The following is a 21,432-nucleotide window of genomic DNA, read 5'->3' as shown; positions in this document are numbered from 1 at the left end:
CGCTGTTGTTATTTTTTAATTGGAACTGTGACATCGTCTTTGAAATATTTCTCAGACAATTTCTTCAGTGTTCCGTCTTCTCTTAATTCTTTGATCGCTTTATTGAATTCTTCTCTTAGCTTGTCGTGCTTTTCATCTTTGGCAAATGGGTAGCCGACTTCTTCATATACGATTGGGTTGCCGACGATTTTGAGTGGAAGTCCTGTTTTTTCAATTTGAGCTAACAAGACACTGCGTCCGTTGACGTAAGCATCTACACGGCCATTTGCGACTTCATTTAAGACACCGTCTTGTGTTTCATATGTTTTGATGTTGATTTTCTTGTCTGGGTCTTTGCTCTCTAGGTTTTTGGCATGGTTTGAGCCAAGAACAGCCGCCACCGTTTTTCCTTTTAAATCGTCAAGCCCTTTAATGTCCTTGTTGTCCTTCTTGACAATGATTTGTGTTCCTGCGTATGCATACGTATCTGTAAAGTTGAACGTTTGTTTACGCTCATCTGTAATCGCAACTTGGTTTGATACGGTATCCAGCTTACCAGATGTCAGCTGGCCCATCAGTCCGCTGAATTCACTCAGCTGCCAGTCTAGTTTGTAGCCTAGCTTTTTCGCAATGGCTTCTGTGACCTCGACATCAAATCCTACTAGTTTGCCGTTTTCTTTATAAGCAAATGGATAGCTTTGGCCTGTAGCGCCCACTTTAAGCACTTTCTCGTCTTTGCCTTCACTCTGATTGCCCCCGCCGCATGCCGCTAACACCGCAAGCATTGCCGCAAATAAAACAACTAGCCACTTTTTGTTTTTCATGTTCGTACACCCTTCTTTCCTCTTATGGTTGTGTAATATCTGATCTTAATTGTTTTTTAAAATAAATGGTGATATGGCCTTTACCTAGATCCTTTTCACCTGCTCTGACATAGCCTTTACGCTCATACATGTCCATGAGCCACGGATGCTTATCAGCTGTCCCAAGAGAGACAAACGGTACCTTTAGTGTGTCCCTTAGCACTTCAGTTTCAACCCACTCAAGCAAGGCTGAGCCTGTGCCTTTTTTTGCCGCTGGTTCTGAAGCAAACCACCATATATGCGGAACGCCGAATGGTCCTGGCTGTTCTCCCCAAGGCATACGGAGTGATAAGGTGGAGAGAAGCTCTCCGTTTTCTTCCATTACATAGCAAAGGTTCTTTTGTACATTTTTCTGAACGAGGGCGACATCTGCATGTGCTGCTTGGAACTGAATGCCGAGCTCACGAATCGGCTCGTAGGCTCTTGTTGTCAGTTCAAGCAGCGCTTCTATATCATCCTCAGTTGCCAGACGAAACGTATATCCCAACGTTAGTCACCTCACCTTTATGTCGTGTAGCGATTTTTTGGCTGTTTTAATCCGAGATTTTCTCGTAAAGTTTTTCCTGTGTATTCTGTTTTGAACAGGCCTCTTTCCTGAAGGATCGGAACGACGCGGTCTACGAAGGCATCAAGTCCTTCTGGCAATAATGGCGGCATCACGTTAAAACCGTCGGCTGCTTCCTCAACGAGCCATGTCTCCATCACATCTGCTAGCTGCTCTGGTGTTCCAATGAAGATATGGTGCCCACGGGACCCTGCAACAGATTGGTAGAGCTGGCGAATGGTCAGGTTGTCCTTTCTCGCCATATTCATCACAAGGTCAAAGCGGCTTTTCACGGCATTTGACGCGCTTGGATCAATCTCTGGAAGCGGTCCGTCTAGTGGATACTGCGAAAGATCAATACCCCCTAAGTAGTTTTGTAAAATGCTAAGGCCGATCTCTGGAACAATCAGCTCTTGTAATTCTTCATACTTCGCTTTTGCTTCTTCGACAGTATCGGCAATGATTGGGAAGATGCCCGGCATGATGCTGACATCCTCTCTAGCTCGCCCAGCAGCCTCTACTTTTCCCTTCAAGCTTTGGTAAAATTCCTTCGCTTTGTCGAGATCGTTTTGTGCCGTAAAAATAAGCTCAGCCGTTTTAGCCGCAAGCTTTTGACCATCTTCAGAAGACCCTGCTTGAATGATCACCGGCTGTCCTTGAGGGGTGCGTGATACATTAAGCGGACCCCGTACGGAGAAAAATTCACCTTTGTGCTGCAGCTCATGAAGCTTACTAGACTCAAAAAATTCTCCTGTTTCTTGATTTCTAATAAGTGCGTCCTCTTCCCAAGAATCCCACAGACCTTTGACGACATCGACGAATTCTTCAGCTCGTTCGTATCGTTTGTGGTGTGCTAAATGCTCTTCTCCGCTAAAATTTTTCGCTGTTTCTTCAATAGAAGATGTGACCACATTCCATGCTGCTCGTCCGCCTGATAAATGATCGAGTGAGGCAAACTGTCTCGCAATATGGAATGGCTCACTATATGTAGTTGATGCTGTTGCTGCTAAACCAATTGTTGAGGTAGACTCTGCAATCGAAGAAAGCAGGGTGAGCGGTTCAAATCTTGTTAATACATTTGGATGAGATGTATGATTAATTGATAAGCTGTCGGCTAAAAAGAGCAAATCCAGCTTCCCTTCCTCGGCCTTTTTCGCTAATTGTTTAAAGTAATCAAGATTCATGGCTGCGTCTGGTACTGCTTTCGGATGTCTCCAAGAGGCGACATGATGTCCAGTTCCCGCGATGAATACGCCTAGCTTGAGCTTCCGTTTCGGCTGTGACACTTGTTCTTCATCCTTTCTATATCTTCCTTGTATCAAGTGATTATTTTACAAGATACATTTTTCTGATTGAATTAATCGGTTTTATCCATAAAAAAAGGGCAAATGTTGTGAAAAATGAAAAATAATTATTACTATATGCCCTTTTTACATGATTGTCAACCGCCTTCTAAACCTCCAAAAAAAGGGATTTACAGGCGGTTACGGTGGATCAATTTCAATATTTCCGATGAGCCGGTCCGTGGAGTGCGTCATCAATTGACTGCGCTCTAGTACGTTATGGGCAATCACCGAATGAGTGGAAGATGTGGTGCGGACGGCAATCGCTTTTTGAGGAGAGAGATTAATGATGTTATTCCGCAGCACACGTGCTGAGACAACCTCATCAAGAAAAACGGCTGTCGGCTGTCCGATTGAACGATTTAAATAAAAGCGGTTATCACCAATTTGGGGTGAGCCATTTTTAATATACATCACCACATATAAGGACGTTTCTTCAAAGGAATTGTCTTTAATCTCTAAAGGAGCGGTCGTATTGCTGTAGACGGCATAGTTTTGATAGTGCTTAAAACGATTCTGCCATATGAAAGCCTTTGCATTTCCTGTCACGCTGATTGTATACGAAGATGCGAGCTGTGAATATCCTTCTTGAATAAAGTGATTGCCGTTGATCCCCGCTTCTCCCTCCTGCACCCATATCCCTCGGCTGAATTCCTTGAATTGATTATGCTGAATTAAGATATTCGTTCCTCTGACCATCGCCGCATCGATGACAGAGTAGACGGTATTGTTTGAAAAAACAATGCTGTCTGATTGATAAATACGCAGCGATGTACTTCTAAGCCGTGTGTTTGTCCCTGACTCAATATGGTTTCCTTCTATTAAAATACGATTGGCCATATAGACAGACACAGCCGCATCTTCAAAAAGACTGATTTTATTACCTGTGATGTGCACGCTGTCTCCCCTCACATCAATACCCTTTTCAAATCCTTCAATCATATTGCCAATAATGATCACATTGTTTTCCGATTGATCAAGCGGCACACCTAAGCTCGTAATCCCTGCTTTTGTCACGCCCCCTCCCACTGCACGAATCAAATTATTCGCAATGATCATTTCAGTGGCAAAGCCATAGGAGATACTGCTGTCCGTTTGATTGCCTTCAATGATCACACCATAGCCATTGAAATTATAGATAGAGCTGGCTGCGCCGCCTCTGACTATGTTGTTTCGAATCTGAATATTCAGCGGTTCCTCCAAGTTGGTCGCATTTTCTCCGTATCCTTCAATATCAATGCCCATTTTTGGCTCGACCCCGTTTACCCCTGCCCTTTCAAGCAAACAGTCTTCCACAATGACACCATCACAGCCTGTAATAGAAATATTGTTTCGCCTTGAGTCAGTGATGGTGCAGCCAGAAATATGAATAGACGAAGCAGGCGAGTACGATTCGATATGGGTCAATAAACCGTGCGGACTGACAATGATGCCGTCTCCCGTACAATTGTTGATTTGAACACGATCGATATTCACATGGGAAGCACCTTCAATACACACCCCGAAGCCCCATTCATGTGTTTTTCTTTCTGGCGGGAGTGCCTTGTACACATGCTCATCACGGTCGCCTTCAATCCGCCCGCCCCGAATGGTCACATGCTCTACCTCTCCTATATAAAAGACTGCATATCCCCACGAATCATTTGGTTTCACTTTGATAACGGCATCTGATGCCATCTCAATACAAATATGACTTGGCACTCGAATGCCAGCATGACGAAAAGGAAAAAATTGATCCCCCCTGTACACCGCATCTATTAGATACGTTCCACTCGGCAGCCAGACGTGGGAGTAGCCCTGTGCTTTTGTCCATTCCAGGCATTCGTTCAGTTTCGCTGTACAGTCCGTTTTCCCGTCAGCAATCACGCCAAAGTCTAATACATTGACAATGGGTTTCTTCAGATCAGATTCATTTACATCCCCCAATGAAAACCCCTCCTTTTTACACATGTCCTCTTGTCATCCTATGCATGTGGGAAAGGTTTGCTTGTACGATATTTCAAATTTTATATAAATTCTTCTGGAATAACTTTCCGATGATTTTCACTTGAGCAAATTTTTCATCTTTTTGAGTCTTTACGCCTATTGAACTAACATTTTCCTGTTTTAGAATAGTTTTATATTGACACAAGAACTATACAAGAATATCATTTTTCTCATATCTCTTTTTTTAAGAAAGGATCTATGCCATGTCTACAATTGACCACGATAAAATTGTTAAAAGTGTTCCTCAAAAAGGGTTTTTTGGACATCCTAAAGGACTTTACACACTGTTTTTCACTGAATTTTGGGAGCGTTTTTCTTATTATGGCATGCGTGCACTGCTTATTTATTATATGTACACAGAGGTGACAAAAGGCGGTCTTGGCTTCTGCCAGACAACCGCTAATTCGATCATGTCTGTCTATGGTGCGCTTGTCTATATGTCAGGCATTATTGGCGGATGGCTTGCCGACCGGGTATTTGGTTCATCCAGTACGGTCTTTTATGGCGGGGTATTCATTATGCTTGGTCATGTCATTTTGGCACTACCTAGCGGTGCAACAGCGCTCTTTATTAGTATGGGGCTGATTATTATTGGGACAGGTCTCCTAAAGCCAAACGTGTCAAACATAGTCGGTGACCTATATACAAAAACAGACCCTCGCAGGGATTCTGGATTCAGTATTTTCTATATGGGGATCAACATGGGTGGTTTTATCGCCCCATTAATTGTCGGAACACTCGGTCAAAAAGTGAATTTCCACCTTGGTTTCTCACTCGCTGCCGTTGGTATGCTTGTTGGACTGATTACGTTTGTCATCACGAAAAAGCCGAATCTTGGACTTGCCGGCACTTATGTCACAAATCCACTATCAGCTACTGAACGCAAGAACTTCAAAATTTTCGGTACATTGATCGTGATTGTACTTGCTGTTTTTGCTGTCATCGGTATTCAAACAGGAGCGCTCACGATTAATCTATTCACTTGGTTTGTCAGTGTCCTTGGTGTGCTGATTCCAATTGTTTATTTTATTGTGATGTATTTTAGTAAAAAAACGAGTGCAGTGGAGCAGTCGAGGGTACTCGCTTATATTCCATTGTTCCTAGCTGCGGTGATGTTCTGGGCCATTCAAGAACAAGGCTCAAATATTTTAGCCACATATGCAGATCAGCGAACAAACTTGAATTTCCTTGGCATGACATTAGCCTCTTCTTGGTTCCAATCATTGAACCCAATCTTTATTGTGCTCCTGTCACCAGTATTTGCTTGGTTATGGGTCAGACTCGGTAAGAAACAGCCGTCTACCCCGATTAAATTCTCACTTGGCCTTCTGTTCGCAGGATTATCCTTTATCATCATGATCATTCCTGCCTACATGTCTGGACCACATACACTTGTAAGCCCACTATGGCTCGTTCTAAGCTTCTTCCTTGTCGTCATCGGAGAGCTTTGCTTATCACCAGTTGGGCTGTCAGCCACAACAAAACTGGCACCTGCTGCCTTCTCAGCGCAAACGATGAGCCTTTGGTTCCTTTCAAATGCAATGGCACAGGCCATCAATGCGCAAGTGGTCAAGCTATTTGATAAAGTGCCAGAAACCGTCTATTTCGGGATCATCGGCATGCTCGCCATCATTTTATGTGGCGCTATGCTCCTGCTTACACCGGTGATTAAGAAAGCGATGAAAGGTGTGCATTAAATTGAAAAAGAAGCCTCCCAAATGGGAAGGCTTCTTTTTTTGAATTAAAACCGAATTTCATCATCTCCGTGGATTTGCAACTGGAGCGGTTCACTTTTCACCTGATGTTTTTTCACATAGCGGTGATAGACAACATATCCAATGATCATGAGCGGTACGCCGACATACAGCCCAATCCGCTGCTCCGCATCAAAGGCAAGACTGATTAGCACAATCGAGTTCAGCGTGATCGCAATAATCGGCAGTGCCGGATAAAGAGGGGTTTTAAATTTTAGGTTTTCCAGCTTTCCGCCTGCTTTCAAATATCTTCTGCGGAAAAGCAGCTGTGATAATGTAATCGTAATCCAGCCGGTTTGGGCACTCATGCCCGCAATAGACACGATCCAAGCAAAAACGGTTTTCTCTGCAAAGAATCCTGATAATAACGAAATACCTGTAAACAGGAAAGTGAGCAGTAAGGCATTCATCGGGATGCCCCGCTGATTGACTCGTCTAAACGCCTTCCCTGCCATTCCTTCCTTCGACAAAGAGTACAGCATTCTCGTAGAGGCATATAGGCCAGAGTTCGCCACAGATAATAAAGCAATGATAATGACAAAGTTCATGATATCTGCCGCATAAGGAATGCCCGTTCTCTCAAACACAGTGACAAATGGGCTTTGCAGCACACTCGCTTCTTTCCAAGGCACCATACCCGCTAAGACAAAAATAGATAAAACGAAAAAGACAAGGGTGCGCCAAACCGTCTGATGAATAGAGCGAGGTACGGTTTTCTCCGGATTTTCACTTTCTCCTGCCGCAATCCCGATCAGCTCCGTCCCTTGAAACGAAAAATTCACCGTGATCATCGTGACGACAACGGCCAGCAAGCCATTCGGAAACAGACCGTCACTCACAAAATGACTAAAGTAAGGAGCTGGTTCCCCGCTCGTCGTTTGAATAAAACCAAACATCGCCGCTCCGCCTACGCCAATAAATAGTAAGATGGCAACAATCTTAATGGTTGAAAAGAAAAACTCCGACTCCCCGAACGCTTTCGCTGACCTGGCATTTAATAAGAACAAACACAGCCCAAATATGAGACACCAAATCCACACATCCACTTGTGGAAGCCAGCGTCTCATCAGCTGCCCTGCTGATAAAAATTCCAGCGCCACGGTGGCTGCCCAGCCAAGCCAATAAATCCAGCCAACAGCAAATCCTGCTGCAGGACTCACAAATTTCGTCGCATACGTATGAAACGACCCCGACACAGGAAGCGCGACTGACAGCTCTCCAAGACACAGCATGGTTAAATACATAATCAATCCGCCCACTATATAGGAAAGAACGGCTCCAACTGGCCCTGCTTGTCCAATCGTATAGCCTGTTCCAAGGAAAAAGCCTGTCCCAATGACACCGCCAAGAGAAATCATAAATAAATGGCGGGAGGTCATCGCCCTTTTCAATTGTTCGGGCTGATTTTGTCCAACATCCACAATGATGCCCTCCTTCTTCTAAGATGTTCTGTTATCAAAACATGTCTCCATGTGATTATTCCATTTTCAAAACAACCTACTAATTATACATCTTTTATAATAAATATGCTTCCTTCTATCGTCACTGTTACAAAGTCTTTATTTTAGTAATGTTCGCACAACTATACGGTGATTCTGATCATTTGATAGGATGCCTTATATCCAAAAGAATTGCACGAAAAAACCAGCATGCAAACTTACATGACACACTGGTTTCATTTCCCTCTATTCGAGTCTCATTTCAAACAGTCATGAGTCATTTTTCTTTTGTAGACACTCTTTAATAAAACCATCTATTTCTTGAAAGCAGCGATTTTTAGATTCAGCGTGAAAAGTCGTAGAATCTGGATTGGCGAACCCATGCTGCCCCTTTACTATTTTCACGCATAGCTTTTCCTTTTTCTCCAAAACATTCGCAACCTCCCGAGGGTTAAAAGAAGCTTCAACTTCCGGGAAAAATAACAGCGTATTGCAGACAGGCGTCATATCGAGAAAATCTCTTATCCGTGTACCATAAAATCCAATGACTCCGGTAAACAACTGATCATATTGGCTGCATTGCCAAGCAATTGTTGCCCCCACACTAAAACCTATCAGACATATGTCTCTCTCTGCATTTTTCGTTTTTAACTCTTTTGCCACATTCAATACGATCTTTACCGATTCATCAAAACCAACTTTATTCATAAAGTAGTCATATGCCTCATTCTCACTGGCATAAGGGAAGTGTTTAGCCTGTCCTAATAAATGAGGACAATAAACCTCAAAACCAGCTTTGTCAAAATGATCGATCATACTCTTCATATGATCATTTATTCCGTATATTTCGTGTACTAAAATCATGACAGGTTTTTGTTTCGATGTATGCAAATGATCACACTTCCCTTTTATTCCGTTTGTTCACTGGAGGATCGTGTACTTTAAAAAGTCATTTAAGTCGACTGATCAACACACACATATACTTCTTTTGATGTGAAAATAATAGCATATTTTACCATTAAGTGGTCTATCTCACATTCTCATCAATCGAACTCTCTTCATCATCCTTTGAGAATGCATTTGGTTTTATCCACCTTTTGTTTTGGGTATAGTTCTATCGTTTATCCGTTCAACCAGTTCAAGGCATAAAGTTGGTGAGATTCGCTCAAGCTAGTTTCAAATGCTTTACTTTTAGGTTGCTTCTCTGTAAGATCATATGTTGTAAATACCAACAAGAAAAGTGGGGAATAAAATGAAAAAAATGTTCTTTGCCATTATTTTAGGCGCTTGTGTTGCATTGATCACAGCATGTGGATCAGCTGCAAACGACAGCGCAAATAAACAATCTGGGTCTAAGGAATCAGGTGACCTTTGGAAGTCCATTCAGGATAAAGGCGTATTAACCATCGGTACAGAAGGTACATATGCTCCTTTCACCTTCCATGACAAAAAGACAGATAAATTAACTGGCTATGATGTCGAGGTCATCACAGAAGTCGCAAAACGTCTTGACTTAAAACCAGAATTCAAAGAAACACAATGGGACAGCATGTTTGCTGGTCTGAATTCAAAACGTTTTGATGTGGTAGCGAACCAAGTTGGTAAAACTGGACGTGAAAATCAATATGATTTCTCTGATAAATACACAACATCTCAAGCCATTGTTGTGACAAAATCAGATAACAATGACATCAAGAAACTTTCTGATGTGAAAGGCAAAAAAGCAGCACAATCATTAACCAGTAACTACAACAAATTAGCTACAGATGCTGGCGCTAAAATTGAAGGGGTTGAAGGTCTTGCACAATCCATTCAATTGATTCAGCAAGGGCGTGCTGATTTGACGTTCAATGACAAATTGGCTGTCTTGAATTACTTGAAAACAAGCGGTAACAAAAACCTAAAAGTTGCATTTGAAACAGGAGATCCACAAGAAACGTATTTTGCCTTCAGAAAAGGCAGCGGCGAAGTCGTTGACAAAGTGAATGGCGCACTAAAAGAAATGAAGAAAGATGGTACACTCGCTAAGATTTCTAAGAAATGGTTTGGTGAAGATGTTACAAAATAATATCCTCGGAGTCGTCATTCCGTGGGATCTTCTTCAGCAATCTTTTTGGCCAATGGTGATGCAGGGAATTTATTATACAATTCCCCTCGCCATCATTGCCTTTATCATTGGTCTTTTTATCGCGCTTGTGACAGCTCTTGCTAGAATGTCTAAAATCAAAGCGCTCAGATGGATTTTTTCTATCTATGTGTCGGCTGTTCGCGGAACGCCGCTTTTTGTGCAATTGTTTATTATCTTCTATTTCTTTCCGACATTTAATATCACACTTGATCCATATCCAAGTGCTATCATCGCTTTTTCTTTAAACGTAGGTGCGTATGCTTCGGAAATTATTCGTGCATCCGTCCTATCTGTTCCAAAAGGACAATGGGAAGCGGGGTATTCGATTGGGATGACCCATCGCAAAACGCTCGTCCGCGTGATTTTACCGCAGGCAGTGCGTGTATCGATTCCGCCGCTGTCTAATTCATTCATCAGTTTGGTGAAAGATACATCGCTTGCCTCCCAAATCCTCGTGGCAGAGATGTTCCGTAAATCACAGGAAATTGCTGCGGCGAACTTGGATCAAATTTTATTTATTTATATGGAAGCAGCCCTGATTTATTGGGTATTCTGCTTCATTCTATCGCTCGTTCAACACCAAATTGAAAAACGACTTGATCGATATGTCGCAAGGTAAGGAGGGAACGACATGCTAACAGTCAAAGGCTTAAACAAATCCTTTGGTGAAAATGAGATTTTAAAGTCGATTGATTTTACGATCAACAAAGGGCAGGTTGTGGCGATTCTTGGTCCATCAGGTTCAGGAAAAACAACGATGCTTCGCTGTTTAAATGCACTTGAAATTCCAAATGCCGGCTCCTTTACCTTCGATGATTTCTCGATTGATTTTTCTAAAAAAAATAAACAAGCTGATTTGCTCAAGCTTCGCCGGAAGTCAGGCATGGTGTTTCAAGATTATCATCTGTTCCCACATCGCACTGTTCTTGAGAATGTGATGGAAGGTCCAGTCCAAGTCCAGCGCCGTCCGAAAGAAGCGGTGCGAAAAGAAGCGATTCAGCTCCTGCAAAAGGTAGGACTTGAGGATAAAAAAGATTTGTATCCCTTCCAGCTGTCAGGTGGTCAAAAGCAGCGTGTCGGCATTGCCCGTGCACTTGCCATTCAGCCAGAGCTTATGCTTTTTGATGAACCAACCTCTGCGCTTGATCCTGAGCTTGTCGGAGAAGTCTTAAAGGTCATGAAAGATTTAGCGAAAGAAGGCTGGACGATGGCGGTTGTCACACATGAAATCAAGTTTGCCCAAGAAGTGGCGGACGAAGTGATTTTTATTGATGGCGGCGTGATCGTCGAACAAGGTCCTCCTGAAGAAATCTTCAAACGACCAAAGGAAGAACGAACAAAACAATTCTTAAATCGGATTTTGAATCCAGTATGATCAAAAAGGCTGTTCTCATCATGTGAGAACAGCCTTTTTTTATATCTCTTTTTGCAGCCGCAGCGCTAGTAAATCTTGCAGGAGCAGTCTCGCTCCCTCTGGGCTGACAACTACACCGCCTGACAGCGCCTTATTGGAACAGGTGACTTGCCCTGTAACGATACAAGGTTTATCCCGCCAATAAGGCTTTATCACAATATGACTTTCTTCTTGATAGATTTCAATAAAATCTTGTGGATGAATTTTCAACCGTTTTCTTATATCTGTCGGCAGGACAATTCTTCCAACGTTATCTATATACTTTACATCTTCTTTATTTAACAAATTGACCCCCCCTGCATCTCTAGATATGATATAGAAGATTCCCTGTTTATCAAGGGATTAAGCGCTCTAATCGGTTAATGAAAGAATGAGCTGCAGGCTGATCCAGTGGCTAAACACGCTTCCCATATATAATATATCTGTTTGGCGCAGGACCAATGAAAGAAAAAGGATAACATGTGGTGAGGACAAGTTCTTCCTTTTCCTGTTGTAGTGTAATAATACTTTGATCATCTTTTTTCACAATCTTTGTTTTCTCAATTTCATAGGTAAACCGACCGTATGAAAGCTCTATGACAAGTTGATCCCCTTTCACAAGTTCTCCTGTTCGTCTAAACACAGTATCACGATGCCCAGATAAAACGATTTGTCCCTGTTCGTTAGGAAAATAGCTCTCGTGATAATGACCCACTCCCTTTGCCAAATCCTCCGCCGCTGTTCCTTCTACAATTGGTAACTCAGCGTTTAACTTTGGAATGTGCAAGAGCCCAATGGTTTCACCAGCCTCCGGCACAAAAGAGGAATCCATTTTCCCCTTTTGCTGGATGGCTGCTTGCGCAGACTGGAATGATTGATCTACTTGTCTTTGTCCATCAACGATTTTCATATATCCTACAATCACAAAACAAATACCCGCTGTAATCAATAGAGCTGAGATGTTTTTTTGAAACATGGACGATTATCCGTTTCTTTTTCTTCTTTTCCATACAATAAGGGATGCACCTATTAGTACAAGTGCAAATCCTGCTAGTAAAAGGTTGTACATCTCTGTTGCAGTGTTCGGAAGATGATGACCAGGTGTATCCGGTTCTGAATGAGAAGGCTGCTCTGGATTTGCTGGCACCTCTGGCACATGCGGCGGTACTACCGTTGTTGAGTTTTCAGGTTTGTCTGGTTCGTCAACATTATCACCCTTCACAACTGCGATATTTTGAATGGTTTTACCTTCAGATCCTTTCGCGACCTTCGCTTCAAAAGTCACCGTATGCCAGTCCGTATCTTTGATATCGCCAAATTGACCGGTCACTGTGCCTTTTGTGTAGTCTCCGTTGTCGTCATCTTTTGCATCTGTAACGGCTTGGTCATCTACTTTTAGTGACCCTTCGACGTATTCAAGACCTTTTGGCAGTTGATCTGCGATGACTAAATCTTTGATGATACTGTCTTCTACACTATTTTTTGTTTTGATGGTGTAAAGGAGAGTGTCGCCTACTTGTACTTCTTTTTCATTTGTATTGCCTTCTGCTTTTTGAGAGATCTCAGATGTTTTTTCTGATTCAAGCTTTGGATCTCTTGGATCAATGTTTGTTTCGGTTGTCGGCTCATCTGGCGGTGTGTTTTCGCCTGTTACTTTTGCTGTGTTTTGAATGCTTTTACCTGATTGGCTTTTACCTGATTGGCCTTTGCCTACTTTCGCCTCAAACGTCACAGTATGCCAGTTCGTGTCTTTGATATCACCAAATTGTCCGGTGACTGTGCCTTTTGTGTAATCTCCGTTATCGTCATCTTTTGCATCTGTGACGGCTTGGTCATCTACTTTTAATGACCCTTCGACGTATTCAAGACCTTCTGGCAGTTGATCTGCAATGACTAGATCTTTGATGATACTGTCTTCTACACTATTTTTTGTTTTGATCGTGTAAAGGAGAGTGTCGCCTACTTGTACTTCTTTTTCATTTGTATTGCCTTCTGCTTTTTGAGCAATCTCAGATGTTTTTTCTGATTCAAGCTTTGGATCTCTTGGATCAATGTTTGTTTCGGTTGTCGGTTCATCTGGCGGTGTGTTTTCGCCTGTTACTTTTGCTGTATTTTGAATGGTTTTCCCTGCTTGTCCTTTGGCTACTTTCGCCTCAAACGTCACAGTATGCCAGTCCGTGTCTTTGATATCACCAAATTGTCCGGTCACTGTGCCTTTTGTGTAATCTCCGTTATCGTCATCTTTTGCATCTGTGACGGCTTGGTCATCTACTTTTAATGATCCTTCGACATATTCAAGACCTTCTGGCAGTTGATCTGAAATCACGAGATTTTCGACGATGCTGTCCTCTTCAAGATTCTTTGTTTTGATCGTATACAGAAGGGTATCGCCTACCTGTGGTGTTTTTTCATCTGTGTTCCCTTCTGCTTTTTTCTGAATGCTCGCTGTCTTTTCTGATGCTAGTTTTGGTTCACGAGGATAAATTTCTGTTTTCGTTGTTGGATCATCTGGCGGTGTGTTTTCACCTGTTACTTCGGCAGTGTTTTGAATGTCTTGACCAGCCTGTCCCTTTTCAACTGTCACTTCAAACGTCACGGTATGCCAGTCCGTGTCCTTCACATCACCAAAATAACCTGTGACCTTTCCATCTGTGTAGTCTCCGCTATCGTCGTCTTTCACATCTGTGACAGATTCTCCATCAATTTCAAGAGACCCAGCGACATACGTCAGCCCTTTTGGTAATTGATCTGAGATCACTAGATTTTCCACAAGGCTGTCTTCTATCGTGTTCTTTGTTTTAATTGTATAAAGCAGGGTATCTCCTACTTCTGGATGCTTCTCATCTTTGTTACCTTCAGCTTTTTTCTGCAAGACCGCTGATTTTTCTGATTCTAGCTTTGGATCACGAGGATAGATTTCTGTTTTTGTTGTCGGATCGTCTGGTGGTGTGTTTTCACCTGTGACACTCGCTGTATTTTGAATGTCTTTGCCAGATTGTCCTTTTTCAACCGTCACTTCAAATGTCACGGTATGCCAATCTGTATCTTGAATGTCACCAAATTGTCCTGAAATGGTACCATCTGTGAAGTCTCCGTTATCGTCATCCTTTGCGTCAGTGACTGCCTCTCCATCCACTTGAAGTGAATCCGGCACATACGCTAATCCTTCCGGCAGTTCGTCTGAGATCACTAAATTTTCAACGAGACTGTCTTCTATCGTATTCTTTGTTTTAATCGTATAAAGAAGTGTATCACCGACCTCTGGATGCTTCTCATCTGTATTGCCATCTGCTTTTTCCTGCAAGACCGCTGATTTTTCAGAAGTCAGTTTTGGGTCACGAGGATAGATCTCTACATTCGTTGTCGGCTCGTCTGGCGGTGTGTTGCCGGTTGTGACACTCGCTGTATTTTGAATATCTTTGCCTGCCTGGCCTTTTTCAACTGTGACTTCAAACGTCACGGTATGCCATTTCGTATCTTTCACTTCACCGAACGTTCCAGTGACAGTTCCATCTGTCATATCACCGTTGTCGTCATCTTTTACATCTGTGACTGGATTTCCATCTACCTGAAGTGAATTTGGTACATAAGATAATCCTTGAGGTAACTTGTCAGAAATCACAAGGTCTTCTATTACACTATCTTCAACAGCGTTACGGGCTTGAATGGTATACAGCAATGTGTCCCCTACTTCTGGGTGCTTCTCATCTGTATTCCCATCTGCTTTTTTCTGTAAGACCGCTGATTTTTCTGATTCAAGCTTCGGATCACGAGGATAAATTTCTATGTTTGTTGTTGGATTGTCTGGCGGTGTGTTTTCCCCTTTGACATTCGCTGTATTTTGAATATCTTTACCCGCTTGCCCTTTTGCTACTTTCGCTTCAAATGTCACAGTGTGCCAATCGGTGTCTTTCACATCACCTATTTGACCTGTCACAGTACCATTTGTAAAATCACCTTTGTCTTGATCCTTTGCATCTGTTACGCTTGTGCCATCTACCTTAAGAGATCCAGAAACATAGGTTAAGCTGCTCGGAAGGTTATCTGATATGATCAGATTTTTAAGAATGCCGAATTGCACCGTATTTTTTGCTCTAATTGTATAAAGCAAAGTGTCGCCTACTTCTGGATGCTTTTCATCTGTGTTGCCTTCTGCTTTTTTCTGTAAAGCAACAGATTTTTCTGATTCAAGGTTAGGGGGATATGGATCGAATTCAGGCTTCACCCTTGAAGCTAAGTCGTAAGATAATGAATCACCTACAGTACCCATATATGTTGTACTTAATGTTTTCGCATCAAGTGTAAAAAGAGTAGAATGACCAATAGAGTCATCTTTTCCTGATTGTAATAGCATTTGTCCATTGGGCAAAAAGCTAATTCCTCGTACTCCTCCCTCAATCGGTTTACCATCTGCATTTGTGATTGGAATCACTCGAATGACTTCAGCTGTTTCAGGATTCATTTGCGCAATGGACCCACTGGTATTAGATGCGAACCAAAGATAGCCATCCTTATCGACGACAAGGTCTCCGCCAATGTCTCCGCCAATGCCAGGACCAACGTCATAACCGACAATTTTCTTGGACGTTTTTTGACCAGTTGCTAAGTCGTACGTTGCAAGGTAGGGTTCTCCATCAACCGCATACGAATGAATATATTTACCGTTATAAACAACGGCATTAGGCGCTCTTCCGCCTAAAACACCTACACGCTCTGCTTGTCCAGTGGTCGCATTTATTTTATAAAGAACTGGCTCTCCACTTGCTGTCGTAGTTGCATACACAGTGTTTTCTTGATCATTCACAGCAACACCGTTCACTACAGTCGAATTAATTCCCTTCACCTGTACACTAGCCTTTACGTTTGTTGGATTTTGCCCATCAAGCTGATAAAGAACTAACTTCCCATTTCCAATCATGTAGGAATCTGCGTTATTGACAACCACTGTCCCAGCGGCTTTCGTAACAGGTGGCGAAACTGTTAATAAATTCCCAGCAATCAGCACCAATATTAGAAATAATTGACTCGTTCTTTTTAATATGTTCATTTTTTGACATCCCCTTTTCCCTGCTCTAAATCATAATGGTATGTACCAGTTCACCTCCCACACTTTGGTAAAGAATATCAGTAACATTTCAGAACCCTCAACATGACTAAAAGACTATTTTCGACAAAAATAGCCCTTTTGTCATATACAGCTTTCGACATCTGATCCATCTATGTTTTTTCCAATAAAACAAGTTTTTTTATCGTGTATTAAATATTTTATCTATCAATAAAAACAGGCCTAACGGCGCAATTCACATACAATCTATTCTAATTTATCTTGAATATTCTTTAATTGGATAAAGGTTGTTTTTTTGTCATTTTATATTGAATTTTTTTCTTATTTTCATAAAAATTGTTAATTATTGGTTTACTTTGTTAAAAAAAACAAGGCAAAAGTCTTGCTCCAAAATTTGATGTTTTCTGCTCTTTTTATGGAAAAAATTCTTTTTATTGAGTAAGCGATTACAATTGAGCAAAGCCATTTAAAGGGGCGTGCGAGTATGTTACGATTGAAATCGAGTGTTTAAGAAAGAAGGGAAAGCTTTTGAAGCGGGAACATCTTTTACGTTGGTTTTTTTATTTTGTTGGATTGATTGTACTTGCTTTTGGACTATCGCTGACAGTGAAAGGAAAGATCCTTGGCATTGGTCCGTGGGACGCTTTTCATTATGGACTGTTTCAGCATTTTGGTTTAACCATTGGACAATGGTCGATCATTATTGGTGCACTCATTGTGACACTGACATCTGTTTTCACGAAATCTTTTCCAAAGATCGGCGCCCTTCTCAATATGGTGCTGATTGGCGTGTTTATTGATTTCTTTAATGCAGTATTACCTGCACCACATGGGTATTTACCTGCTTTATATGTATTTATTACGGGCGTGATTGTGTCTGGGTATGGCGTTGGCATTTATGTCTCAGCTAATCTTGGCGCTGGGCCAAGAGATTCATTAATGCTGCTCATCTCAGCAAAAACAGGGCTGAACGTACAGTGGGTTCGAAATGGTATTGAGTTAACCGTGCTCCTATTTGCATGGATGCTCGGCGGCCCGATTGGCATTGGAACGATTCTGACGGCCATCTTTACTGGACTCGTCCTTCGCTTTTCATTGCCACAATCGACACGGCTCTTGCAGCTGCTCATTACAAAAACAGCGGAGAAACCTGTTCAAACCCTTATCCGATAAGAACAAGCCATTCTACTAAAAGAATGGCTTGTTTTGTGCTAAACTAAATAGACGAAATATTCTTAAAACAGGAGATGATCCTCTGATGCAGCTTTTCCATTATCATTACTGGACACCATTTGTTGAGGAGACGGAGCAGGCGTACACTTCATTAGGCTTTGAAGTAAAGGGTCGTTTCGCAAAGGAAGGTTCCTTTCCTCCTCCGCAGACATGGGATGATTTTAGAGAGAAGAAGCCCTCTTTCCGAATCATTGAGATGAGAAAGGGACAGATCAATATCACATTTGGTTATAGTAAAAAAGTCCTTTTTGATCACATCGGCTTTCTAGTGACTAATGATGAATATGATCAGTTGCTGGTACAAGCGCAAAAGAGAAACTGGGCAATCCAGACCGGGGAGCGAAGAACGTTTCTTTCTACACCAATGCGCTTAAGGCTTGAATTGCAGCGGCGGACAGATGTGATTGAAACTGGTGAAGAAGCAATTGCCGAGATGACGATCGCAGTACCTGATTTGACTCATACACCTGCGGTGGATCAGTTGCTGGACGGTTTGACACAACCTATTCATTGGAAAAAGGGAGAACGTCTCTCTTTACTTGAAGTGAAGATGATGGATTCTCATGGGATGAATACGACCGATCCAAACGGTGTTCACGTCCTCAAACAAGGATAAAAAGCAGCGAGATACGCTGCCTTTTTTATGATTGTTTACGGATTGGAATCCAAATCAATGTCACATGATCTGGAGAATGTATCTCTCCATCTAAAGGATACGTTTCCATCTCCATTCCCCCAGCATGCTCATATCCTGAGGCAGGAAACCATTCTGTGAAAATACGTGTCCATGTTGAATGCACAGCGGTTTCGACAGGCCCCTTTGCCTGAAATACAGCCCACGTACTGGCCGGAATCTGCTCGACTGTCATGGTCGAATCTGGTTGTTCCTCACCTTGCTCAATCCCAATGATATAGTCAAATGTTTCAAGCGTTTCATCAAAATGCGCACATACACCGATATATCCGAGTTCTCCAGCTGCATGAGCCAGTGAATCCGTCCATCCTTCTTGATTGACACGCTTCCAAAAGGCGGGAATATCCTGTTTATTTTGGCTATTCTTTGTTGTTGTCTTTAGTCTTCTGCCCATGATTGAAAATGAATCCTTTTCCACAATTCGATAATGCATCGGTTCGACTCCTTTTATTTGAAGTTCGAAGGAGAGACGGGGATATGCTTTCACTGTATACTCGCCTGTTTTCACTGCTGCCGGTGTATATCCGTGATGCCGCTTGAAGGCTTTCGCAAACGACTCTGGGGTTTCATAGCCATACTTCACCGCCGCATCAATGACTTTCACTTGCTTGGTCATGAATTCTTCTGCCGCAAGGGTTAATCGTCTTTTGCGAATATATTCTGCTACTGCAATTCCTGTCAGCATATGGAATAGCCGCTGATAATGAAATTTAGACATACAGGCGGCCTCTGCCACTTCTTCGATCTGCAAAGGCTGATCCAGCCTCTCTTCCATATAATTGATACTATCCATGATCAAGTGAATCATTTTTCCCTCTCCTTCCTTTTCAACTATATCGAGAACCGCCCGCACCTTCCTGTCATTTTGTGCTTTCATTGAACAGGATGTCTGTTTCTCTTTTGCATGGGTTCATCCAATGGTACAATAAATGTAAAAAATTGAGGTCCGTTATGAAGATTTTCGCTATTCAATTACAACCTTTAGATGATACAAATGCACGAAAACAAATAGAACAGCTGAAGCCTTTTGTATCACTTGAAAAACGCGCCGCCGCTGAGCGCTTTCGTTTTTTGATCGATGCAAGAAGAACGCTTTTAGGTGAGGTACTGATTCGTCACATCATTCATGAGATGTACGCACTGCCTATGGAACAGATCATTTTTGAAACAGAAGGGAATGGAAAGCCTGTTGTCCGGCAAATTCCTTCTTTTCATTTTAATCTTTCTCACTCTGGTGATTGGGTCGTGGGCGCAGTAGATGATGCGCCTGTTGGCATTGATATTGAAGAGATTAAACCGATTGATTTAGCCATTGCCAAACGATTTTTTTCAGCTGACGAATATCAAGATTTACTCTCACAGCCGGCAGAACGGCAGGAAGCCTATTTCTTTCATTTATGGTCCATGAAGGAGGCTTTTATCAAGCTGACAGGGAAGGGAATATCCTATGGTCTTTCATCCTTTACCGCTCGCTTGTCAGAGGATGGACAGGCTACTTTGAGATTACCTGATCACGAAGCCCCTTGCGTTGTCCAAACATATTCACTTGATCCTGCCTACCAAATGGCGGTTTGTACAAGAAAACCTGCTGCGGCTGAGCACGTCGAGATACTCACTTGTGAGAACATGCTATCTCGCCTTAATAACGTGTGATTTGTTGAAGTGATGATTTTAGCAAATCGACGCCTCGTGCGATTTCCTCTTCTTTTACATGCCAAATGTTCAGTTGAAGTATAGGCTCCTTTTGATAAGTAGAAATAAAATGGCGGTCGATCGGCTGAACCATCACAGAAGCCTTTTTTAGCTGCTGAATGAGCTGATTCATCGGAATGGACCGGTCGACACGAACGTGGGTATGGGTAGCTGGCTCCTCTTCTCCCAGCGCATAAGCGCCTTGATCATTTTTCAAACAGGCCACAAGTTGTTTGGATCGAGCTCTATAGGTCGCCTGCATCCTTTCTCTATGACGCTCAAACATCCCGCTTTTCAAATAAATTTCTAAAGCAGCCTGCGAGAGCATCGAGCTGTCGATATCAATAAGCCGTTTATGTTCACTAAAGGGGCCAATCAGCTCGTTTGGTAAGACGACAGCACCTGTTCTAAGCCCCGGAAAAATGATTTTTGAGAAGCTTTTTAAATAAATGACCTTCCCCGCCTGATCATATGAATAGATCGGGTCTCTTTTTATATCGAATTCTAAATCAGCCAAATAATCGTCTTCAACGATGTAGACATCATATGCTTCGGCAAGGGCTGCAATCGCTATTTTTTCTTGTTTCGACAGACTCGTTCCAAGCGGGTTTTGAAATCTTGGCATCGTATAGAAAAAGCGAATATCCTCCTCTCGGAAGATACGCTCCAATTCCTGAAGATCGAGTCCTTTTTCCGTCCGCTGGATTCCCCGGACAGGTAGCTGGTTTTTCTCTAAGTATTGGAGGAATAGGTGATAGCCTGGCTGTTCGACCAATATGGTCTGTTTTCCATTTGGAAACGGGATGGTGCTTAAAATCGATAAAGCCAGCTGAATACCAGAAGTCATGACGATCTGTTCTGGAGAGGCAAACACTTGATAATCCGTTAAACGCTTTGAAATGATTGGCAGTAAAGATGGTAATCCATTGGTGGTGCCATAAATAAATAAATCATTTTGATACAGATCAATCGCTTGATTGATGCAGTGCTGAAAATCGACATACGGAAACACAATGGGATCAGGCGCAGAGGAAGCAAAATCAATCCATGTGCTGCCCTTCTTAACGGCTGACTGATTGGTTTTCACGACAAAATAGCCACTTCTTTCTACAGAGTACAGCAAGTGTTCACGCTCTAATGTGTCTAGTGCTTTTATGACAGTGCTTTTGCTCACAGCATATTGAGCCGCTAAGTGACGAATGGATGGAATTTTCATTCCAGCATTGTATTCACCGCTCTCGATTTTGTTTTTTATATTCAACACAAGCTGATCATATTTTCTCACAGTACTACCCTCCTTGTACCGGTACAGATATGAA

The 21,432-nt window shown here is 42.4% G+C and carries 18 protein-coding genes; 7 read left to right on the top strand and 11 right to left on the bottom strand.

Annotation, left to right across the window (positions count from 1 at the left end; translation table 11 throughout):
* Positions 1 to 8: 8 nt before the first annotated feature.
* The 4 genes from NSQ70_RS02150 to NSQ70_RS02135 all read right to left on the bottom strand — a co-directional run bounded on the left by NSQ70_RS02150 (position 9) and on the right by NSQ70_RS02135 (position 4,655).
* Complete coding sequence (locus NSQ70_RS02150) at positions 9 to 803, bottom strand: amino acid ABC transporter substrate-binding protein (RefSeq protein WP_008347268.1); 795 nt, start codon at positions 801 to 803, stop codon at positions 9 to 11.
* A 22-nt stretch (positions 804 to 825) separates the two neighbouring features.
* Positions 826 to 1,329 (bottom strand): GNAT family N-acetyltransferase, encoded by a 504-nt coding sequence (locus NSQ70_RS02145; RefSeq protein WP_024720188.1) that lies wholly within the window; start codon positions 1,327 to 1,329, stop codon positions 826 to 828.
* A 17-nt stretch (positions 1,330 to 1,346) separates the two neighbouring features.
* Positions 1,347 to 2,672 carry an LLM class flavin-dependent oxidoreductase gene (locus NSQ70_RS02140; RefSeq protein ID WP_274660782.1) on the bottom strand — a complete coding sequence of 442 codons (1,326 nt, stop codon included), beginning with the start codon at positions 2,670 to 2,672 and terminating at the stop codon, positions 1,347 to 1,349.
* Positions 2,673 to 2,870: 198 nt separating this feature from the next.
* Entirely contained in the window at positions 2,871 to 4,655 is a 1,785-nt protein-coding gene (locus NSQ70_RS02135) for a right-handed parallel beta-helix repeat-containing protein (RefSeq protein ID WP_342502412.1), read from the bottom strand.
* A gap of 263 nt (positions 4,656 to 4,918) precedes the next feature.
* On the opposite strand from NSQ70_RS02135, the gene NSQ70_RS02130 reads away from it, so the two are divergent.
* A complete protein-coding gene (locus NSQ70_RS02130) occupies positions 4,919 to 6,412 on the top strand; it encodes a peptide MFS transporter (RefSeq protein WP_342502411.1) in 1,494 nt (497 codons plus the stop codon).
* A gap of 44 nt (positions 6,413 to 6,456) precedes the next feature.
* Here NSQ70_RS02130 and NSQ70_RS02125 read toward each other — a convergent pair whose 3' ends face one another.
* A complete protein-coding gene (locus tag NSQ70_RS02125) occupies positions 6,457 to 7,848 on the bottom strand; it encodes an amino acid permease (RefSeq protein WP_047946191.1) in 1,392 nt (463 codons plus the stop codon).
* Between the two features lie 330 nt (positions 7,849 to 8,178).
* Positions 8,179 to 8,799: a dienelactone hydrolase family protein gene (locus tag NSQ70_RS02120; RefSeq protein ID WP_327862143.1), complete on the bottom strand. Its 621-nt coding sequence runs from the start codon at positions 8,797 to 8,799 to the stop codon at positions 8,179 to 8,181.
* Positions 8,800 to 9,160: 361 nt separating this feature from the next.
* On the opposite strand from NSQ70_RS02120, the gene tcyA reads away from it, so the two are divergent.
* The 3 genes from tcyA to NSQ70_RS02105 are packed head-to-tail and all read left to right on the top strand — an operon-like array spanning position 9,161 to position 11,411.
* Entirely contained in the window at positions 9,161 to 9,976 is an 816-nt protein-coding gene (tcyA, locus tag NSQ70_RS02115; RefSeq protein ID WP_007498178.1) for a cystine ABC transporter substrate-binding lipoprotein TcyA, read from the top strand.
* On the top strand, positions 9,963 to 10,655 hold the full coding sequence (locus NSQ70_RS02110) for an amino acid ABC transporter permease (RefSeq protein WP_008347286.1): 693 nt from the start codon (positions 9,963 to 9,965) through the stop codon (positions 10,653 to 10,655). Before tcyA ends, NSQ70_RS02110 begins: the two co-directional genes overlap by 14 nt.
* 12 nt (positions 10,656 to 10,667) lie before the next feature.
* Entirely contained in the window at positions 10,668 to 11,411 is a 744-nt protein-coding gene (locus NSQ70_RS02105) for an amino acid ABC transporter ATP-binding protein (protein ID WP_007498183.1), read from the top strand.
* A 39-nt stretch (positions 11,412 to 11,450) separates the two neighbouring features.
* On the opposite strand, the gene NSQ70_RS02100 is transcribed toward NSQ70_RS02105, so the two are convergent.
* The 3 genes from NSQ70_RS02100 to NSQ70_RS02090 form a co-directional block, all read right to left on the bottom strand.
* Complete coding sequence (locus NSQ70_RS02100; RefSeq protein ID WP_039166253.1) at positions 11,451 to 11,735, bottom strand: AbrB/MazE/SpoVT family DNA-binding domain-containing protein; 285 nt, start codon at positions 11,733 to 11,735, stop codon at positions 11,451 to 11,453.
* 109 nt (positions 11,736 to 11,844) lie between these two features.
* On the bottom strand, positions 11,845 to 12,405 hold the full coding sequence (locus NSQ70_RS02095) for a class D sortase (protein ID WP_342499338.1): 561 nt from the start codon (positions 12,403 to 12,405) through the stop codon (positions 11,845 to 11,847).
* A 6-nt stretch (positions 12,406 to 12,411) separates the two neighbouring features.
* Positions 12,412 to 16,476: an isopeptide-forming domain-containing fimbrial protein gene (locus NSQ70_RS02090; protein WP_342502410.1), complete on the bottom strand. Its 4,065-nt coding sequence runs from the start codon at positions 16,474 to 16,476 to the stop codon at positions 12,412 to 12,414.
* Positions 16,477 to 17,022: 546 nt separating this feature from the next.
* Here NSQ70_RS02090 and NSQ70_RS02085 point away from each other — a divergent pair.
* Positions 17,023 to 17,667, top strand: a complete 645-nt coding sequence (locus tag NSQ70_RS02085; protein ID WP_058336822.1) for a YitT family protein — start codon at positions 17,023 to 17,025, stop codon at positions 17,665 to 17,667.
* Between the two features lie 85 nt (positions 17,668 to 17,752).
* The gene (locus NSQ70_RS02080) at positions 17,753 to 18,343 is read left to right on the top strand and encodes a hypothetical protein (RefSeq protein WP_342502409.1); all 591 of its coding nucleotides are present in this window, start codon (positions 17,753 to 17,755) and stop codon (positions 18,341 to 18,343) included.
* A gap of 25 nt (positions 18,344 to 18,368) precedes the next feature.
* Here the strand turns inward: NSQ70_RS02080 and NSQ70_RS02075 are convergent, their stop codons facing one another.
* Positions 18,369 to 19,229: a GyrI-like domain-containing protein gene (locus tag NSQ70_RS02075; protein WP_098680843.1), complete on the bottom strand. Its 861-nt coding sequence runs from the start codon at positions 19,227 to 19,229 to the stop codon at positions 18,369 to 18,371.
* 143 nt (positions 19,230 to 19,372) lie between these two features.
* Between NSQ70_RS02075 and NSQ70_RS02070 the strand changes: the two genes are divergently transcribed.
* A complete protein-coding gene (locus NSQ70_RS02070; RefSeq protein WP_327862140.1) occupies positions 19,373 to 20,074 on the top strand; it encodes a 4'-phosphopantetheinyl transferase superfamily protein in 702 nt (233 codons plus the stop codon).
* Here NSQ70_RS02070 and NSQ70_RS02065 read toward each other — a convergent pair.
* Complete coding sequence (locus NSQ70_RS02065) at positions 20,061 to 21,398, bottom strand: PLP-dependent aminotransferase family protein (protein ID WP_096880991.1); 1,338 nt, start codon at positions 21,396 to 21,398, stop codon at positions 20,061 to 20,063. The genes NSQ70_RS02070 and NSQ70_RS02065 overlap by 14 nt on opposite strands.
* Between the last annotated feature and the right edge of the window lie 34 nt (positions 21,399 to 21,432).

It is taken from the genome of Bacillus sp. FSL R5-0397 (genome assembly GCF_038593395.1).
In the GTDB taxonomy this organism is placed as follows: Bacteria; Bacillota; Bacilli; order Bacillales; family Bacillaceae; genus Bacillus; species Bacillus altitudinis.
This window is presented reverse-complemented; position numbering and strand designations above follow the sequence as displayed.